We start from the raw sequence: 18839 nt of genomic DNA on the forward strand, positions 1-18839 counted from the left end.
GACCTCGGTTTGTTGGCGGGTTTTCGTTTATTGTAGGGCCATACCATTCCTCTGTCCGATGCCAAACACCTACACGCAAATTTATCTGCACATCATATTTGCAGTTAAAAACAGACACGGTTTAATCCGCAGCACCTGGAAAGAAGACCTCTACCGTTACATGACGGGAATTGTGCAGAATCAGGGACATAAATTGCTGGCCATTAACGGCATGCCCGACCATGTCCACATTTTTCTGGGGTTAAACCCTAATCAGTCGATCTCCAACCTTTTACAGGATCTTAAAGGCGACTCCTCCCGCTGGATTAACACCCAACAGTTGGTCACTGGCCGTTTTGAGTGGCAGGCCGGTTATGGCGCTTTCTCATATAGCCACTCTCAGATTGACAAGGTCGTCAAATACATTATTAATCAGGAAGAACACCATCGCCAGAAGACATTCCTGGAAGAATACACCACATTTCTACAGAAATTCAACGTGTCCTACGACGAACGATATTTGTTCAAACCACTAGAAGAGTAGAACAGCAACCTCTTTGTTTTAAATATATTGCGTTGCGACCCAACGGTAGAAGAAGCTGACCACTTCATGCTCTAAAACGTCGCGTTAGCGACCCAATGTTTGTAGAAACCAGGGCGAACCTAGCGTCATGGTCGCGTAGCGACCGAACCAGGACCATCTCAAACGACGGTTTCGTCGCTATGCGACTTGTGATTGTGGTCAGCAACGATTTCTACAAACATTGGGTCGCTAACGCGACCTTCTGCTAAAAACCAAAAACGCCCGGCCGCTTCGACAAGCAACCGGGCGTTTAAAATTTCTACTCACTTAGTAATCACCGGTTTTAATCCAGTTCACGGCACGAACTTATCCAAGTTCTAGAAAATAATATCGTCTTTGCCCTCGTCGGTTTCGTTCAGCATCAGGCCGACGATGGAACTGCGTTTAAAGTGAATGCGGATTTAGCAACGTTAAGCCCGAGACACGCGCAAAATCCTTCTCGTTTCGGCTTATAAGAGTTAAATCCCGAATTAGGGCTGTAGCCGCAATTACCGCATCAGGTAATTTAAGCTTCGTTTCCCGGCGCACCAAAATTGCTTTTTCGATGATAGTCAAATCGACTAATGGGATTATTTCGGCGACTGTAAGTAATTTCCGAATCGTTTGATAATCGTTTTCAGCCATTTGAAAACCCAATAGCTCAATCTGGCAAATGACGGATGTGATGATCGGCCCGGTATTGAAAATACCGTCCATAAAGTTCAGACCGTTTGGCGGCATCAATCCGACAAAATAATCAATGAATGCATTGGTATCAATCAAATGCCTCTCTCCCATTCGTTCCGCATTTCTTCCAGTTGACGATGAAGGTCAGCCGCCACGTCCGGAGAAATAGAACCCCGGAATTGCTCGGAAAGTCGCCCGGCCGCCGGGTCAGCTAATGCGGTTTTTGTTGGCATCGACTCCTGCGGGATCAACCGAATAATGTCCAGGTTTTCGAGGTCCTTTAACAGAGAGACGGCTTTCTCATTTAGCACTTCCACAACGAACGTTTGCATAGGCATCCAATTTTAACCAAGGTAATCAGATTCCGAACAGAAACCAAAAACGCCCGGCCGCTTCGAGGAGCAACCGGGCGTTCCAACTCCCTACTCACTTTGTCGTCTACAAGCCGTGATTCGATTTACGGTGTATCGGCCCAAAAGGCCATTCCACCGAAGCACCGAATACGGTAAACTGAATACTGAAAACTGCTCGATTAATCCAGTTCCGGCACGACCTTGTCCAGGTTGTAGAAGATGATGTCGTCTTTGCCTTCCTCCGTTTCGTTCAGCATCATGCCGACGATCGCGTTTTTCTGAATCCGGCCCGCCAGAATCTCTTTCGACAGGGCGTTCAGGATGCGCCGTTGCATGACCCGTTTCAGCGGACGGGCACCAAACTGAGGGTCGAAGCCTTCCTTCGCCAGCTTGTCGAGCACTTCCTGATCGGCTTCAATCGTGATGCCCTGGTCGGACAAGCGGTCCTGAATGTGTTTGAATTGCAGGTTGACGATCTTGCGAATCTCGCGCTGGGTCAGCGGCTGGAACATTACTAGCTCGTCGATCCGGTTCAGAAATTCGGGGCGCAGCGTTTGTTTCAGCAACTCGAACACCTCGTCTTTCGTATCCTCGATGACCTGCTCGCGGTTCCAGTCTTCCAGGTTGGCAAACCGCTCCCGGATGATGTGGCTGCCGATGTTCGAGGTCATGATGATGATCGTATTCTTAAAGTTGGCAACCCGGCCCTTGCTGTCGGTCAGCCGACCGTCGTCGAGCACCTGCAACAGGATATTGAACACATCCGGGTGCGCTTTTTCAATCTCGTCCAGCAAAATGACACTGTACGGTTTTCGGCGCACGGCTTCGGTCAACTGACCACCTTCGTCGTAACCAACATAACCCGGAGGAGCCCCGATCAGGCGGCTAACAGCGTGACGCTCCTGGAACTCGGACATATCGATCCGCACCAGCGAGTTCTCGTCGTTGAACAGGTAATCGGCCAGCGCCTTCGCCAGCTCAGTTTTGCCGACCCCCGTGGTTCCCAGGAAGATGAACGATCCGATCGGTCGTTTGGGGTCCTGCATCCCGGCGCGGCTCCGGCGCACAGCATCGGCCACCACCTGAATGGCTTCTTCCTGCCCGGCAACGCGTTTGGCCAGTTCATCTTCCAGATGAAGCAGTTTTTCGCGTTCGGATTCCATCATCCGGCTCACGGGAATCCCGGTCCATTTCGCCACCACTTCGGCAATATCGTCCGACGTCACTTCTTCCTGTAACAGGTTCTGTTCGTCGCCCTCCTTTTTAACGAGTTCGTCCAGCCGTTTTTGAACTTCGGGCAGACGACCGTAACGAATCTCGGCCACTTTGCCATAATCACCGGAGCGTTCGGCCTGCTCGGCTTCCGACTTGAGCTGGTCAAGTTGCTCTTTCAACGTCCGAACCTCATTTACCGACTGTTTCTCGACCTCCCAGCGGGCTTTCAGGCTGTTGCGCTGCTCGTTCAGGTCGGCAATCTGCTTGTTCAGGACGCTCTCCTTCTCCCGGTCCGACTCCCGGCGGATGGCTTCGCGTTCGATCTCCAACTGCATGATCCGGCGATTCAGTTCATCAAGTTCTTCTGGAACCGAGTCAATTTCCAGCCGCATTTTGGAAGCCGCTTCGTCCATCAGGTCGATGGCTTTGTCGGGCAAAAACCGGTCGGAAATGTAGCGGTTCGACAGTTCGACAGCGGCAATTACCGCATCGTCCTTGATCCGGACGCCGTGGTGCAGTTCGTATTTTTCCTTAATACCTCGCAAGATTGAGATGGCGTCCTGAACATCCGGTTCATCGACCATCACGGCCTGAAACCGCCGTTCGAGGGCTTTGTCCTTCTCAATATACTTCTGGTACTCTTTCAGCGTGGTGGCCCCGATGGCGTGCAGTTCCCCGCGAGCCAAGGCCGGTTTCAGCAGGTTGGCCGCATCCATCGCGCCCTCTCCGCCCCCGGCACCTGCCCCGATCAGGGTGTGAATTTCGTCAATAAACAGAATGATTTCGCCTTCCGAATCGGTCACTTCCTTGATTACCGCTTTCAGCCGTTCTTCAAACTCGCCTTTATATTTAGCCCCGGCGATCAGCAAACCCATGTCGAGCGACACAATGATCTTCGACTTCAGGTTTTCCGGTACATCGCCCTGCACAATCCGCTGCGCCAGCCCCTCTACAATGGCGGTTTTCCCAACACCGGGTTCGCCCAGCAGCATGGGGTTGTTCTTGGTCCGGCGGCTCAGGATTTGCAACACCCGCCGAATTTCTTCATCCCGACCGATCACGGGGTCGATTTTCCCTTTTTCGGCCAGTTCGTTCAGGTTTTTGCTGTACCGTTCGAGCGAACGGTATTTAGCTTCCGCGTTTTGATCTTTCACTGGATTATTTTTTCCGCGTAATTCTTTGATCGCTTCTTTCAGAACTTTCTCGGTGAAACCGACATCTTTCAGCAAAGTGGCGACGGCGTCTTTCCCGCTCGCCAAGCCTAGCAGCATCAGCTCAATGCTGACGTATTCGTCGCCAAACTCTTTCAAGAAACCCGTAGCCCGCTGCAGGGCGGCATTCAGGTCATTTCCCAAATAAATATTCGGTGTACCCTGTGCTCCGACCGACACTTTCGGGTATCCGTTCACGATGGCATCCAGCGCCAGTGTAAGCCGACTGGCGTTGACACCGGTTTTTTTCGACAAAAAACCCATCGTATTCGGGTCTTCGTCCAATATCGCTTTCAGCACATGCCCGGTTTCAACGGTCTGCTGCTGATTTCCCTGCGCAATCTGGGCTGCCTGCTGGATAACCTCCTGCGCTTTGATGGTGTACGTATTCAAGTTCATGGTTGTGGGCAGTTGGATACGGTTTTAACCTTTTCGGACCCGTATCGGTTTTCAATGTCATACCTGAAATAACAAACCAAAGGCCAAGTCTTTTTTCCGGACATATTGTCGTTTATTCGTCGAAAAGAAGAACTTAAAACGTCATTTTGGCACAGAAATAGTAAGTTCACGGCCACATTGGTGGTAGTTGGCTGAATTAACACAAGGTAAGGTTTGATCAGAATTCTCTAAAGCTGGTAACAAACTTTTATAGTCTCTAGACTTTCCTGTAACTTTAGTTGCCCTGCTGCGTAGATATTGTGAATGCACGTTATGAAGCTTATTTTTTACCTTTTCTGTTGTTGGTGGTTGTGGTTGCTGTTTCATCCAATCGACTCAGTGGCGTCTCAATTAAATCCTGATAACTCCTTGCTTAATCAGCAAACCGAAAAAATAGCCTATGCCGATTCCGTTCATCGGGTAGCAAAGCAGAAAGATGATTATCGGCTCCTGGCCGAATCGTATTATTTGTACGGAAAAATTTACAACGCTGCCGGTGATTTTTTAACAGCTCAACGGTGGTTGCTGAATTCATTGCGAGTGCTCGAACCCCACGGCGACTCGTTTGAGTTAGGACGGCTCTACCACCGGTTGTATATTACCGAAACCCAGCAAAGTCATACCAAAGAGGCCCGCCGATTTGCCCTGCTTTCGCTGGGCGTTTTTCAGCGGATCAGTTCCCAGAATGGGCTGATCCGGGCTTACCTGGCCCTGGCCGATTTGCACACGACCGATCCGGTTTTAGCCAAAACCCGTACGTCGAAAACCGACAGTACCCTATATTACTTGAACAAAGCTCAACACATCGCTCATCAGCTTTACGATCCGTTGGCGATTGCCACTGTCAATACAGCATTAGGCACTTATCTGTGGCAAACCCAAAAAAGTCCGCAGGCTAAACCCTATCTGGACACCGCGCTGGCGATTCAAACCCGTCTGGAAAATCGCCCCGATCAGATCAATCTCCTGCTCAACCTGGCCTCGATCCACGTTATCCAAAAGAAACCGGACCTGGCAAAAGAAATGGTAAAACAGGCCGACGATTTGTACAAACGTTTTCAGGTGACGGAATACATTCAGCATCGGTATCTTCAGCAGAATTACATTGCGTACTACACGACTATTGGTGACTGGAAAAAAGCCTTCGAACACGCACAAAAAGCCCATGACCTTGAATTATCAGCCATTTTGGCCGACCGCCAGGGAGCCATCGCCCGGTTGGAAGTGGAATACCAAACGCAGAAGAAGGAACACCAGTTGAAAGCGCAGAAACAGGAGATCTCCCTTCGGAAAGCTGCTTTGCAAACCCAGGAATACCTGACGATTACACTGGCTACGCTGGCGCTGGTGGCTGTTGGGGCTAGTTTTTTGTTTTTCAAGCTTTCCCGTAAAAATCAGCGCATAAGCCTGAAGAATGAAGAATTGATCAAGGAGCAAAATCACCGGGTCAAAAATAATTTGCAGGTCGTATCGAGTCTTCTGCAAATGCAATCCCGGCGGTTGTCGGACCCGGCGGCCAAAAAAGCCGTGGCCGAAAGTCAGCTTCGCATCCAGTCCATGGCCATCCTCCACCAGCGACTGTATGATGGCGACCGGCTGGCCGAAGTAAACGTCAATACCTTTATCCGGGAACTGGTTGAGGGGGTTCTTCAGGCCTATGGCTATCTTCATCTCCATCCGGACTTTGAGCTAAACGCCGGTTACCTGAACGCCGACAAAGCGGTTCCGCTGGGGTTGTTGTTGAATGAGTTAACGACGAATGCCTGCAAGTATGCCTTCCCGTATACGGCCTTTCCCCGGTATTCAATCCAGTGTGTGCGTACGAAGAACAGCATCGAATTAACCGTTACTGACAACGGCCCCGGCCTGAGCGGCCCCGAGCCGCTGGTGGCATCGCATGCCGATACGCTCTTGCTGTCTCGGAAGTCTTCGTTCGGAATGTCGTTGATTCAGGCGCAGGCGGTTCAACTGGATGCCGTTTTTCGCTTCGATTCTGATCCCGCCATCGGTGGGACGGTTTTCGAGATAAAATTTAAAGTATGATTCAAGCGAGCATCGGTGTCTCAAAACGAAGAGTAGACTGTTATGAAATAATCCGGACAATTCCGATGTTTACGACGAAAACCGCTGTTTTTTGCAGATGATGGCCCGAACCAAGCTACTCACTTATATCGTACTCCTTTGTCTTACCGGCTGCGGGGGCAATGACAAACCGGATCCGGTGAGCCAAAACTGCCGGGTGACCGAAGTGCCTGATTTATACTTTGACTCTGGCTCAGTAACGATTGTGTATGACAACCAAAACCGGGTGTCGGCCATTCGGCAATTCTCCTTTGATGTGTTTGCATTTACCTACGATGCTCAGGGTCGGATCACAACGTTTACCGTCGGCACTTCCCAACTCGAAAACCTGGGCAATGAAGTACACACCGTTACCTACGACGCCAATGGCCGAATCGCTACGATCAGCGCGCAGGAAAATGGGCGGACAACCACGGCTATTCCCACGTATGACGCCCAGAACCGGATTACGAAAATTACCGTCGGTGGACAGGCCGTATTGCGGAATTATTACAAACGCATGGAATACGATGCTGCTGGAAATGTAACCAAAGTTTTCGTTGCCGAGGACGATAGCCCCGAAGAACTGCAAGCTGAGTACAAGTACGACGCCAAGAAATCACCTTTCGTTGGCCAACCGGCTTTTCAACTTATCCCGCTGATCTCCATGCTGGTGGATAAAAGCCATTACCTGAGCGTTAACAATCCGGTTCAATACCGGGATTTTGGTTACGGCTATACCGCCACCTATGTCTATCGCAACGATCTTCCAGCAGAGATGTCGCTGTTGTTACAGGAAACCGGCAACCCGGCGGTTTCTAACCGGAAGAAGGTTTATTCGTATGCTTGTGAGTAAAAGCATGGGGCATGGGGCAAAGGGGGCTCCGCAGATCGTTGTCAGCTACCCTATGCCCTTTGCCCTCTGCCCCACTCCCCTCAAAGCGAGGTATAGGAATATGACTCAGCTTCCTCGTTTTGGGGTTCGTCGTCCCGGTCAAAGACAATCACTTCCTCACCGGGTTGAATCTCGATGACCTTGCGATTGATCGGTTCAAATTTCCCTTTAGGTACCCATTTAGCGACAATACCGGCCGTGACTAGCGAAAACGTAGCCGCGGGCAGAGCAACCACCTTGTTTTTTCCGTACTGTTTTGTAGCAATTCCGGCAAAACCGGCTACAAAAGGCAACAGGTAAAATGGGTCGTTAAGCCGGCGGGCGATGGTATAGGCGGCTCCGGTAGTGGCACCCAAAATCCCCACAAAAACCGGGGTGTCGCGCTGCGAATCGGGCTTCCAGACCTTCAAATTCAGCAACAAATTGGGCGTTCCGACTACCGTAGCGGTCGTCAGCCAGCCCGCGTACAGACTAAACGGAATCCGGAGGTATTTTTCCGGCCCTTCTACCCTGGTCTGCCCAATTTCCAGCGCCTGATGCAAGCCAATACTTAACGGCAAAGTCGCTTTGGTGACCAAATCCGCTCCAATCTGGTCTTCCATCCCCGGTTTGGCAAAGAATTTCCCAAAAACGGCGTTCAGGGCATAACTGGCTGCCAGCCAGGGTAATGCTTGCCGATACCGTGCGTTGTTCTCCTGCGACGGCAGTGCCTGGTGGATGGCGTATGCTGCGGTTCCGGCGTAAATGGTCGACCAAACCGCTCCGAACGTCCAGGTGTCCGGCAAAAGCGGATTTTCATCAAATGTGCGTCGGTATTCAGGCAACACCGTGTCTCCGTCAATCTCTTCCTCTTTGTTCTTTCGGGCAGCTATCGCCTTTCGGGGAGCGGTTGAGGTGTATACAATGCTGCCAAGCACCAGCGCAGCGGTGCCGATGCGCCACCATAGTGAAGTTTTCATGTTGCTTAGGCGATTGATAAGAATGGGCAGGAACCGCTCCGCTTGCGGTTCCTGTACTGGTTCAATCAATTCATGGACAGGGAGTCCAGCAACGACTTGCCAGTGGAACGAGCCTTGCGCCGAAACGCCCCGGCATCCGGTTTCCAGGTCCGATCGATGGTTCCGAACGCCCAGAGCAGGGTCGTAACCGCCACCACGCTAACCGCAATGGCTGTAATCAACTGTGTCTGATCAGATTCGCTTTTCGATTCTACCGGACGTTCCAGCATTTTCCGCATTGAACCCGCCACCATCTCATCCGGCAATAGGTGGGACATGGCTACCTGTGCTTTGTTCATCAGGCCGGAAATGATTTTTTCCTTTCCTTTCATCAGGGCTTCGTAACCATCCCGGGCTACTTTCTCGGCCTCGGTTTGCTGCGCCATCTGATGCACCCGTGTGCCTTCCGCTCCGGCTTTAGCGAAGAAATCCGTGTTTGTAGCACCCGGTAGGAGAGCCGTCACACTGACATTGGTATCTTTCAACTCGTTCTGTAACGCTTCGGTAAACGACAAAATGAACGCTTTTGTCGCCCCGTATACCGCCATCAACGGATGTGGCATGACGGAGGCAATCGACGCCAGCATCAACACCTTACCATCATTCCGCTTCACCATCTCTTTGAGGTAGAGTTTTGTCAAATGCACCAGAGCCGTCGCATTCAATTGAATGATGCTCAGTTCTTTGTGTAGGTCGGTTTCATTGGCAAAATGCCCGTACTCGCCCATCCCGGCATTATTGACGAGCATATCGATCTGAATACCTCTCCGCTGTGTTTCGTCAAATATTTCTTCGGGGGCTTTGGGGTCTGTCAGATCTTTGGCAAGGGGCGTGGCCGTGATGCCAAACTGCTGCTCGTATTCCTGCGCAATCTGGTTCAGACTTTCGCTGCTGCGGGCAACCAGCACCAGGTTGTACCCATCTTTCGCAAATAGATTGGCCAGTTCACGACCAATACCGCTGGTGGCTCCGGTGACCAGCGCGGTTTTTCCGGTTTTTGCTTCCATACCGTTTGTGTAGATTAACCCGTTGAATAAACAGACGGGAGCCCAGGCAATAGCATCGGCCACCCGATCCTTCACAGCTAACCAGCAGCAACGGCAGATGTTGGAAAAAATTTGTTTGTGGGTTAAAAGACAATAGAGGTGAGGGGAAGAACCGTCCACCTCTACTGTCTTTTCTCAATATTACTTAATCACAACCTTTACATCGACCTGCTTCAGACGAGGTTTGCCGATGGCCGTCGAGTCGCCGGGTTTGATGCCTGTACCCAGGCCGATGGCATCAACACGGATGTAGTTAATTCCCGACCGGATGAGTTGGTTTTTAATGGCTAAAACCCGATTAATCGACAACGCTTTATTGCCCATCGGTGGAATGGCATCGTTAGCATAGCCTACCAGCCGAATCTGGGCTGTGGGATTATTTTTCAGCAAGGCCGCCAGTGCTTCAACCGTAGCGGTTCCGGCGGGTTTTAGCCGGTCGGTTCCCGGTTCAAAATCCAGGGTCGGCATCCGGAAGCTTTTTCCGGCGGGAAGCTGGGGATTGGTCAGGTAGGCCGCCAGCGCCGTTGTCGATGCACCAGCGGGCGAGGTCAAGGTCGTCGATGCGGCTGAATCCGGCCGTACGGAATTCACCGCCCGAAGCCGGGCGCTATCGGTTGGCGGGATAGCTGTCGAGTCAACAAATTCGGTCGAGAAGGCCTCCTGCTCATTTTCGGAAGAATAGCTTTGCGTATTGTTCCAGATGTAATAAGCCGCTCCGGCCAGGGCCAGCAAGACCAGCGCTCCAACGCCCCACTTCACCAGCGAGCCGTTGCTTTCTTCTTCGGGCTCAGGCAAAAACCGCTGCCGTTCCGGGATCGGGGCACGTTCGGCAAAACCGGTTCGTTTGGCGGGCGTCACCCCTACCGCCAGCAATTGTTGAATATTCAATCCTTCGGCGATGCGGTCAAGGAGCCGCTCCGGCGTCGTTTCGACCAAATGATCCCGTTGATCGGCTAGTAAAACCGCCAGACCGTCGGCATCCAGTTTCTTCTCAATCACCAGCCGATTCAGGGTCCCTAATACCAACGGAGTCACCAAACCCAGCAGGGTAATAGCCGCAGAGTTTTTGATACCGGCATAGCCGGAAATGGCCAGACCAATGGCGCTTTTCATGGCCGGAAGCAAGTGGCTGATGCTGTTGCTCCCCTGTTCGGCCAGCCGGTTTGTTTGTTCAGGATCGCGAATCAGTTCGGGAAACGTGACGACGAGTTGACCGTCAAATTTCCCTTTCTGGATTGCATTATAGAGTTGGTTGACACCGATTTCAGTCGTCGTCCGTTTCATCAGACCAGCTACCACGGTGTGAATCAACCCTTCCAGCGCAATGCGCGTTTTATCCGGGTTTTCATCCACGTAATACGCTGCGCGGGAAACGACCGCATCGGTTAAGCTTTCTTTCAGTTCGACCAATAAATTCATAAATACTCGATTGCCAGGTAACTCTTACATCAACACAAAGCCCACATCCGAAAACACACGGCTGACGAATACAATAGGAGTGATAAAGTTAGACAAAAAAAGGAAGTAAGAAGCAGGATCTTACGTTCCTGCCTTAAGTTTTAGACAAAAAAAAGAAGCAAAAGGATAGAAGTTAGAAAAAAGAGTTAATAAATAGGAGAAAATATATGTAAACTCCTCAACTACTTCTTCCTTCGCACCCCAATCTCTCCCCCTGATCGATCAAGCTCCCTGGAACTGTCGCAAAAAGCGAATGTCGTTTTCCGTATAAAGCCGCAAATCGTTGACGCCATAACGTAATTGTGTGATCCGTTCCACTCCCATCCCAAAGGCATAACCGGTAAATTCCTCGGGATCAATACCGCAATTGCTCAATACGTTCGGATCAACCATGCCGGAACCGGCAATTTCGACCCAGCCACTGTATTTACAAATGTTGCAACCCTTGCCATGGCAAATCTGGCAAGAGATGTCGATTTCAGCACTCGGTTCGGTAAACGGGAAGTACGACGGACGAAAACGAATTTTCACATCCTTGGCAAACATCTCCTTAACGAAGTGGTAGAGGGTATCTTTCAGGTCTTTGAACCCAACATTTCGATCAACATACAGCCCTTCGACCTGGTGGAACATGCAGTGGGCACGGGCCGAAATAGCCTCATTGCGGTAAACCCGACCCGGCATAATCGCCCGAATCGGCCGGAATGCCGTATTCTGACGCTGATGTTCCATCAGCCGGATTTGCACGTTCGAGGTATGGGTCCGGAGCAGCAAATCGGCGGGGGCACCTTCGCTTTTCTTTTCCACAAAAAACGTATCCTGCATGTCGCGGGCCGGATGGTTATCCGGAAAATTGAGGGCTCCGAAATTATACCAATCCGATTCGATTTCGGGGCCGTCGGCCACACTAAACCCAATCCGGCCGAAGATATCAATGATCTGCTGACGAACGATAGTCAATGGATGCTGCGTCCCGTACAGGTTAGGAACAACAGGCAACGTCAGGTCGACGGGTACCTCGATCTCTTCGTGTCGGGCATTTTCCAGCGACGTGCTGGACTCTTTAAACCGTTGTAGTGCGAAATCTTTCAGGGTATTCAACTCCTGCCCCACGGCACGCCGATCTTCCTGCGGCACCTGCTTGAGTTGTTCAAATAATTCTGCAATAATCCCTTTTCGACCAACGTAACGCAGCCGGAATTGCTCCAGATTATCTTTAGACTGGATTTCCCATTGCTCAATTTCCTGATAGATCTCCTTTACCTTATTCAGCATACGATTTTTCTTCAATCCTGATCGTGCAAAGATAACCATTTACCAACTCCGTTAAACAAGGCTATTGACCGTTCATCCCGTCTGCGGTACGGTTCTTGGGAACGGTATAGCTAAACGACGATTGATGAACTGCCTTGATTCACATGCACATACAGAGGTAAAGCGTTCATAGTCAGTCGGTATCCATTGTTACACTTTCTTACTTGATCTCTTATGGAATCCATCCTGAAGGAAAATCTCTTCGACCAAGTGTCCACAAAATTCCCCAAAAGTGTGGAAAAAAAGTCCACTTCCTCAATTGCCCAAAAACTGTTGATCCCCTTCTATGATCGCAAACGGACCATCTCGTTGGAAGAAATTGTTAGGCTGGAAGGTTCCGGGAATTACACGAATTTTTTCCTGAAAGATGGCACCCGCATGCTGGTATCGCGTACCTTAAAAGAATACGAAGAGTTGCTGGACGGCGAAGCCTTCGTTCGTGTTCATAAATCATGCATTGTCAATTTGGGCTATGTCCGTCGGTTTTATGTCAAGAAAGAAGGCGAACTGGAACTGAACGATGGCCAGCAAGTGAAAATCTCCCGTCGCCGGGCTCAAAACTTTATGGACCGCATCCGTAATTTTCAGCCCACTCCACTCCGGTAATCCACAGTTACCGCGTATACCGCGCAGCCCGACACGGAGTATACGCAAACCGTCCATACGTAGAAATACGTGATTGGTCAAGGAGATATACGGGAACGAATCAGACAATCTAGAACATAAAGGCTTGATATTCAGCCGCTTAACAATTAGTTGAGCCTCTGAATGTCAAGCCTTCTTTCTTAGCGAACGGTCTAAAGGATTAGTTTTGTCTTATCAGTAACAACAAAAAACGAAACAAGACACTCTAATCGCACGATCGCTATGGAAACGCTCGCTTATCCTTCTACCTCGACCTTACAACCGCTGTTCCCCCGGATGTACCAGCGCAACGCCCACCGCATCGCGCTGCCTTATCTGAACCGCAACATCATGATCTCGGTCGATGACGTGGTGAGCCTTCACGGTGAAGGAAATTACACGTTTATCACGACGCGCGACAAAAAACGGTACCTGGTTTCCAAAACATTGAAAGCCTTCGAGCAGATGCTCGATCAGTCAATGTTCCTGCGAATCCACAAATCGACGATCATCAACCTCGCTTATGTTCAGTTCAGTGTTTTTGCTACTGAGCGGATCGTTCGACTGACTGACGGGCAGGAAGTTACTATCTCTCGGCGCCGGATGAAAGAAATCAGCCAGCGGTTGAATGGCTTCATGCAATCACTTTTTAGCTGATTGTTCCGATAAAATTTGTACTTATACGGTTTATTTTGGGTTAGTTGAGCAGAACAGCCGTTGTCGGCTCCCTTTCGGGACGGGACAACGGCATGTTTTTTTATCTTTATCTTCTTAAAAAGCAAATCCGACCGTCAGTTGCCAGAGGCTGGTTTTGGTGCTAAACCGGGCATCGTTATTCGGTGCTTCGATACCGATCTCGGACAAATCCGACAGGTTTCCTTCGTAACGCAGATCGAGTTGAATACCGCCCAGGCTGAGTCCGGCTCCGGCCTGATAGCCAAAAACCGCCTGCTTGAACGTTTCTTCGATGGGCTGCGTGGTATATTGATTAAAAGCATCCTTCAGCTTTTTGTCTTCCGAAATCGTGAGCGACATCATCGGTCCCGCGTTCAGCCTGAGCGGCCCCAGTTTAAAACCCAGCAAAACCGGCACATCGAAGGTCGTAAAGTTGACATTGACTGACTGCGTGGCCAGCCCGGTTTGAATCAAATCAAATTTTCCGCCTTTTGCCGAAATCAACACTTCCGGTTGCAGGTATAATTTGCGGCCAAACCGGAAAAAAGCTCCTCCAACGATTCCGGTGGTCCGGCTGTCGTTATTCCGGAAAAAATCATACACAATTTGCCCCCCGGAAGTAACCGGCACTCCGCCCGCCGTTAAACGAGGAGTTTGCAATTCGAGTGTTTTGAGTTGCGAGAAGTTAGCCCCCACCTTCAGGCCAACGGTCAGAAATTTACCACGCCCACCAAACTGCGCGTACGAAAAAGCCGGTACCAGCAGAAGAACGGCAAGAAAACGTTTCATCAGTATTGTTTTTTAGTAAATGAAAAATAGACCGAAAGGTAGTAGCCAGGACTTATTTTCCGTTCAAATTGTGTGCAAACGGTAGTGAATGACAATGGTCATTTAACAAAAAGCCCCACAGGTTCAGCGCAACGTCTGAGCCTGCGGGGCTACCCGATCAAATCCGTTATTTAAAATAACCGCATGGCTAGTGTTACCTGCCACGATTTCAACCGCTGGCTGAATTGCTCGGAGTCGGCATCATTCCCCAGATTGACGGCGGAAACATCGGATAGACTGCCCTCCCGCCGAACGTCGATCCCAAACCGCCCGAGGTCCAGGCCCACGCCAAGCTGGTAGCCATAGGAAGCTCTGGCGAGGGCATTATTAAGACTGCCGGATGTATAATCGCGCAGGGCATCCCGCAATTTCTGATCATCGCTGACCCGGAATGAAAGAATCGGCCCGGCTACGACCCGGATGGGTCCGCCTTTCAGGCCGAGCAATAAAGGCACATCGAAATTGGTCGTTCGGATCGAAACCGTTTCTTTCGTGGGTTGCCCATCAACATCCCGAACAATTTCAAACGAGCCCCCTTTCGACGACACCAGCAACTCGGGCTGAATGTACAGGTTGCGCCCGAATCGAGTGTAAATACCGTAGGCCCAGCCGGTTTTGCTGTCGAAGCTCTCCCGCAGGTTATCCCGAATGACCTGGCCGCTGACATTCACCTGGGGGGTGCCGTTGGCGTTCAGCCGGGTCGTCACGAAGTCACCCATCGTAAATTTCGACAGATTGACCCCGCCCTTGATCCCAATGCTGAACTGGGCGAACGTCAGGGCTGGTAAACACAGTACCAAACCCAAAAGAAGGATTTTTTTCATGTAGATGATCAGTTAGAATGAATGGATAACGAGAACGGTGGTTAGAGTACTATGTAAAGCCGGTTTTTTTTCGTATATTGTTACTAAACGTGTATACCACGTTCTTTGCAAATCTGGTTTTCAGGCAAGACACGCAACGGCGGTTTGTCCCCTACCCGCCCATGCACCCTGCTTAGAAGCCCGATTGTAACCAAAGGTTTAATGGCTAAAACAAAAACAACTTTTTTCTGTCAGAATTGTGGCCATCAGGCCCCCAAATGGCTTGGTCGGTGCCCGGCCTGTGGCGAATGGAATACGTTTGTGGAAGAGGTTCTGACGAAGGATGAGCCTTCGCCGGGCAACTGGCGCTCCACCGCTACGCCCAAAACGGCGGCCAAACCCAAAGCCATTCATGCAATCAATTACGAGGAGCAGGAGCGCGTCCTGACACCCGATGCCGAGCTGAACCGAGTGCTGGGGGGCGGTATCGTTCCCGGCTCCCTGGTGTTGATCGGCGGAGAGCCGGGTATTGGGAAGTCAACGCTGTTGCTGCAAATTGCGCTCGGTTTGACCGACACGCGGGTGTTATACGTTTCGGGGGAGGAAAGCGAACAGCAGATCAAGATGCGCGCCGAACGGCTGCCCGTCCCCGTTAGTGATTGTTACATCATGACGGAAACCTCGACCCAGAACATCTTCCGGACCGTCGAACATTTCGAGCCCGAAGTCCTGATCATCGACTCCATCCAGACCATGAATTCTTCGCTCGTCGAATCCGGGTCCGGCAGCGTTTCGCAGGTCCGGGAGTGTACGGCCGAATTCATGAAATACGCCAAGGAAAGCGGCACGCCGGTTTTCCTGGTTGGGCACATCACGAAAGAAGGTTCGCTGGCCGGTCCGAAAGTACTCGAACACATGGTCGATACGGTGCTAACCTTCGAAGGCGACCGGCACACGACGTACCGGATTTTGCGAACGACCAAAAACCGCTTCGGCAGCACCTCCGAACTGGGGATTTACGAGATGCAGGGCACCGGCTTACGGCAGGTGACCAACCCGTCGGAAATTCTGATTTCACAGCGCGACGAAGCCCTGAGCGGGGTGGCCATCGGCTCGATGATGGAAGGAAACCGCCCGTTACTCATTGAAATTCAGGCCTTGGTGAGCGTAGCGAACTACGGCACTCCGCAACGGAGCAGCACCGGCTTCGATGCCAAGCGGTTGCAGATGTTGTTGGCCGTTCTGGAAAAACGAGGGGGATTCCGACTCGGCCAGCAGGACGTGTTTCTGAACGTCGCCGGTGGCCTTAAAGTTGAGGACCCGGCCATCGATTTGTCGGTCTGTGCTGCCATTGTGTCGAGTTATGAGGACATTGCGATTTCGCCGTCCATCGCCTTTGCGGCCGAGGTGGGCCTGGGTGGTGAGGTGCGGGCCATCAACCGGGTCGAAGCGCGAATTTTGGAAGCAGAGAAGCTCGGTTTCAAACAGATCTTCATCTCCAAGTACAATACCAAAGGCTTGGATACCAGTAGCTTTAAGATCAAAATCAGGCCCGTCAGCAAACTTGACGAAGTTTTTCAGGGGGTTTTGATGTAAAAAAATGGTTCAGAAACCCGATAGCTTACCATAGTTGTCGGGTTTCTGAACCGATTTTTGTGGAAATTAGGGGCTGTTCCTGAAAACCGTCTCCACATTAGTATGACCAACGAAACGCTCCCGGCCGACCTGACCGATAAACTCCATCAACTCGCTGAAAAATACGCGGCTATGGGCCAGGATTTGTCGGCTTACCTGGAAGGACTGTTGCAGGCCGATTACCTGACCTACTGGGATTACATTCACCTGGAAACCCTGTTATCGCTCCAGAATCCGCGCACGGCCTACCCCGATGAACTGATTTTTATTACGTATCACCAAAGCACCGAACTGTATTTCAAGCTGATTTTGCACGAAGTCCATCAGATTGCCTACCATCCGGCCCTGACGGCTCAGTTCTTCGCCGAACGGCTGCAACGTATCAACCGCTATTTCGAACTGCTGGAGAATTCGTATGCCGTCATGATCGACGGCATGGAGAAAGAACAATTTCTGAAATTCAGGATGGCCCTGCTACCGTCAAGCGGTTTTCAATCCGTGCAGTTTCGGGAAATCGAAATCGTCTCGACGGATTTCGTTCGTTTGCTGGCCGGTGATTTTCCCGCCAAAACCGATCCGGAGCAATCCGTGGCCAACTGGTTCCCATTCCTGTATTGGCTGGCTGGTGCTACAGAATTAGCTACCCAGCAGAAAACCCTGACGCTGAAGCAGTTTGAAAGTCATTACACCGACCGGCTCATCCGGCTCGCCGACGAATACCGAAGTCGCAACCTTTGGCAACGGTTCCTTCAAGTCCGGCAAACCGGCGAAGAAACCGATGCATTGATCGCTCAGCTCCGCGAATACGACCACCGGCTTAACGTCCGCTGGAAATCGCTGCACCTCCGATCGGCCATGCGGTATTTGCACCGAAATACCGACGAAATCAAAACCACCGGCGGAACCAACTGGCAAAAATACCTTCCTCCCCGCGAACAAAAACGTATATTTTATCCGGAACTCTGGTCCGAAACGGAACAAAGGGAATGGGGCAGGATGAACAGATCATGATAAACGGTTCCTCTGGTTCGCCAGGCCGATGAAGGAAGGATAGGCCAAAATGTCACCGGATTGCTTCTGTTCCTTACGCCATTGCATAGCCGTTTGATGGCCGAACCACGAAGTTTTTTACTTTTACGCCGACTTACTAAATTCTTAACTATGTTACGCATCAAAAATCTGCTGCTGGTCGCGGGCCTGCTGGCTGTCAGTACCCTCACCTCGGTCGCCCAACGCAATCCGGAAGATAAAGCCGGCTGGAAACTGGGAGCCCAATCTTACTCGTTCCGGCTCTTCACCTTCGCCGAAGCCCTCCGCAAAATCGATAGCTGCGGCCTCAAGTATGTGGAAGCATTTCCCGGCCAGACCATCGGGGGCGGCATTGAAGGCAAAATGGACTACAAAATGGATGCCGCCACCCGGCAGGCCGTCAAAAAACTGGTGAAAGATAAGGGATTGACGCTGGCCGCATTTGGCGTCGTCAATGCGCCGACGGAAGCCGATTGGAAGCAACTTTTTGAGTTTGCCAAAGACATGGGCATCACCAACATCAATACCGAACCCAAAGTCGAGCAGATTCCGTACATTGCCCGGTTAGCCGACGAATACAAGGTCAATGTGGCGCTTCACAACCACCCCAAACCGTCGCATTACTGGCACCCGGACTCCGTTTTGGCAGTAATTGGTACCAGCAAATATGTGGGTTCCTGCGCCGACATCGGCCACTGGGTCCGGTCGGGGCTGGACCCGGTCGATTGCCTGAAAAAACTAAATGGCCACATTCTGGGAATGCACTTTAAGGATGTAAAGAAAGATACACCGGACGGGAAGTACCACGATGTTATCTGGGGAACTGGCGACTGCAAAGTGGACGCGGTCATTGCCGAACTGAAACGCCAGCGCTTCAAAGGCCCTATATCGGTGGAATATGAATACCACTGGGAAAACAACGGGCCGGAAATTGCCGAAAGCGTGAAGTATTTCCGAAGTGCCTACAACAAGGTTCAGTAAGATGCAAAGAGCCCCGGTCTCGCGATCGGGGCTCTTTTTTCAGGTGT

17 protein-coding genes are annotated in these 18839 nt (G+C 51.1%); 8 read left to right on the top strand and 9 right to left on the bottom strand.

Going from position 1 to position 18839, the window contains the following annotated elements; translation table 11 throughout:
* Positions 1 to 58 precede the first annotated feature (58 nt).
* Positions 59 to 523: an IS200/IS605 family transposase gene (tnpA, locus tag ACO2Q8_RS19060; protein ID WP_423346438.1), complete on the top strand. Its 465-nt coding sequence runs from the start codon at positions 59 to 61 to the stop codon at positions 521 to 523.
* Positions 524 to 946: 423 nt separating this feature from the next.
* Here tnpA and ACO2Q8_RS19065 read toward each other — a convergent pair whose 3' ends face one another.
* The 3 genes from ACO2Q8_RS19065 to clpB all read right to left on the bottom strand — a co-directional run bounded on the left by ACO2Q8_RS19065 (position 947) and on the right by clpB (position 4406).
* Complete coding sequence (locus tag ACO2Q8_RS19065) at positions 947 to 1324, bottom strand: type II toxin-antitoxin system VapC family toxin (RefSeq protein WP_423346439.1); 378 nt, start codon at positions 1322 to 1324, stop codon at positions 947 to 949.
* Entirely contained in the window at positions 1321 to 1560 is a 240-nt protein-coding gene (locus ACO2Q8_RS19070) for a hypothetical protein (RefSeq protein ID WP_423346440.1), read from the bottom strand. Before ACO2Q8_RS19070 ends, ACO2Q8_RS19065 begins: the two co-directional genes overlap by 4 nt.
* 200 nt (positions 1561 to 1760) lie before the next feature.
* Complete coding sequence (gene clpB / locus ACO2Q8_RS19075; protein WP_423346441.1) at positions 1761 to 4406, bottom strand: ATP-dependent chaperone ClpB; 2646 nt, start codon at positions 4404 to 4406, stop codon at positions 1761 to 1763.
* Positions 4407 to 4814: 408 nt separating this feature from the next.
* Here clpB and ACO2Q8_RS19080 point away from each other — a divergent pair, with 408 nt between their 5' ends.
* Complete coding sequence (locus ACO2Q8_RS19080) at positions 4815 to 6488, top strand: sensor histidine kinase (RefSeq protein WP_423346442.1); 1674 nt, start codon at positions 4815 to 4817, stop codon at positions 6486 to 6488.
* A 97-nt stretch (positions 6489 to 6585) separates the two neighbouring features.
* The gene (locus ACO2Q8_RS19085) at positions 6586 to 7362 is read left to right on the top strand and encodes a hypothetical protein (RefSeq protein WP_423346443.1); all 777 of its coding nucleotides are present in this window, start codon (positions 6586 to 6588) and stop codon (positions 7360 to 7362) included.
* A gap of 80 nt (positions 7363 to 7442) precedes the next feature.
* On the opposite strand, the gene ACO2Q8_RS19090 is transcribed toward ACO2Q8_RS19085, so the two are convergent.
* The 4 genes from ACO2Q8_RS19090 to pheS all read right to left on the bottom strand — a co-directional run bounded on the left by ACO2Q8_RS19090 (position 7443) and on the right by pheS (position 12178).
* Positions 7443 to 8360 (bottom strand): tryptophan-rich sensory protein, encoded by a 918-nt coding sequence (locus ACO2Q8_RS19090; protein ID WP_423346444.1) that lies wholly within the window; start codon positions 8358 to 8360, stop codon positions 7443 to 7445.
* A 65-nt stretch (positions 8361 to 8425) separates the two neighbouring features.
* Positions 8426 to 9406, bottom strand: a complete 981-nt coding sequence (locus ACO2Q8_RS19095) for an SDR family NAD(P)-dependent oxidoreductase (protein WP_423346445.1) — start codon at positions 9404 to 9406, stop codon at positions 8426 to 8428.
* A gap of 180 nt (positions 9407 to 9586) precedes the next feature.
* Positions 9587 to 10864: a DUF937 domain-containing protein gene (locus ACO2Q8_RS19100; RefSeq protein WP_423346446.1), complete on the bottom strand. Its 1278-nt coding sequence runs from the start codon at positions 10862 to 10864 to the stop codon at positions 9587 to 9589.
* Between the two features lie 261 nt (positions 10865 to 11125).
* Entirely contained in the window at positions 11126 to 12178 is a 1053-nt protein-coding gene (gene pheS / locus ACO2Q8_RS19105) for a phenylalanine--tRNA ligase subunit alpha (RefSeq protein ID WP_423346447.1), read from the bottom strand.
* A 213-nt stretch (positions 12179 to 12391) separates the two neighbouring features.
* On the opposite strand from pheS, the gene ACO2Q8_RS19110 reads away from it, so the two are divergent.
* Together ACO2Q8_RS19110 and ACO2Q8_RS19115 are read left to right on the top strand one after the other, a co-directional pair.
* On the top strand, positions 12392 to 12823 hold the full coding sequence (locus ACO2Q8_RS19110; protein WP_423346448.1) for a LytR/AlgR family response regulator transcription factor: 432 nt from the start codon (positions 12392 to 12394) through the stop codon (positions 12821 to 12823).
* A gap of 261 nt (positions 12824 to 13084) precedes the next feature.
* The gene (locus ACO2Q8_RS19115) at positions 13085 to 13498 is read left to right on the top strand and encodes a LytR/AlgR family response regulator transcription factor (protein WP_423346449.1); all 414 of its coding nucleotides are present in this window, start codon (positions 13085 to 13087) and stop codon (positions 13496 to 13498) included.
* 114 nt (positions 13499 to 13612) lie between these two features.
* Here ACO2Q8_RS19115 and ACO2Q8_RS19120 read toward each other — a convergent pair whose 3' ends face one another.
* Positions 13613 to 14305, bottom strand: coding sequence for an outer membrane beta-barrel protein (locus ACO2Q8_RS19120; RefSeq protein WP_423346450.1), 693 nt, complete (start codon positions 14303 to 14305; stop codon positions 13613 to 13615).
* A gap of 170 nt (positions 14306 to 14475) precedes the next feature.
* Entirely contained in the window at positions 14476 to 15168 is a 693-nt protein-coding gene (locus ACO2Q8_RS19125; protein WP_423346451.1) for a porin family protein, read from the bottom strand.
* A 201-nt stretch (positions 15169 to 15369) separates the two neighbouring features.
* Between ACO2Q8_RS19125 and radA the strand changes: the two genes are divergently transcribed.
* From radA to ACO2Q8_RS19140, 3 genes are all read left to right on the top strand, one after another.
* Positions 15370 to 16743 (top strand): DNA repair protein RadA, encoded by a 1374-nt coding sequence (gene radA / locus ACO2Q8_RS19130; protein WP_423346452.1) that lies wholly within the window; start codon positions 15370 to 15372, stop codon positions 16741 to 16743.
* A gap of 102 nt (positions 16744 to 16845) precedes the next feature.
* Positions 16846 to 17793, top strand: a complete 948-nt coding sequence (locus ACO2Q8_RS19135) for a tryptophan 2,3-dioxygenase family protein (protein WP_423346453.1) — start codon at positions 16846 to 16848, stop codon at positions 17791 to 17793.
* A 150-nt stretch (positions 17794 to 17943) separates the two neighbouring features.
* Positions 17944 to 18792, top strand: coding sequence for a sugar phosphate isomerase/epimerase family protein (locus tag ACO2Q8_RS19140; RefSeq protein WP_423346454.1), 849 nt, complete (start codon positions 17944 to 17946; stop codon positions 18790 to 18792).
* The last annotated feature ends 47 nt before the right edge of the window (positions 18793 to 18839 follow it).

Source organism: Larkinella sp. VNQ87, assembly GCF_049445795.1.
GTDB lineage: Bacteria > Bacteroidota > Bacteroidia > Cytophagales > Spirosomataceae > Larkinella.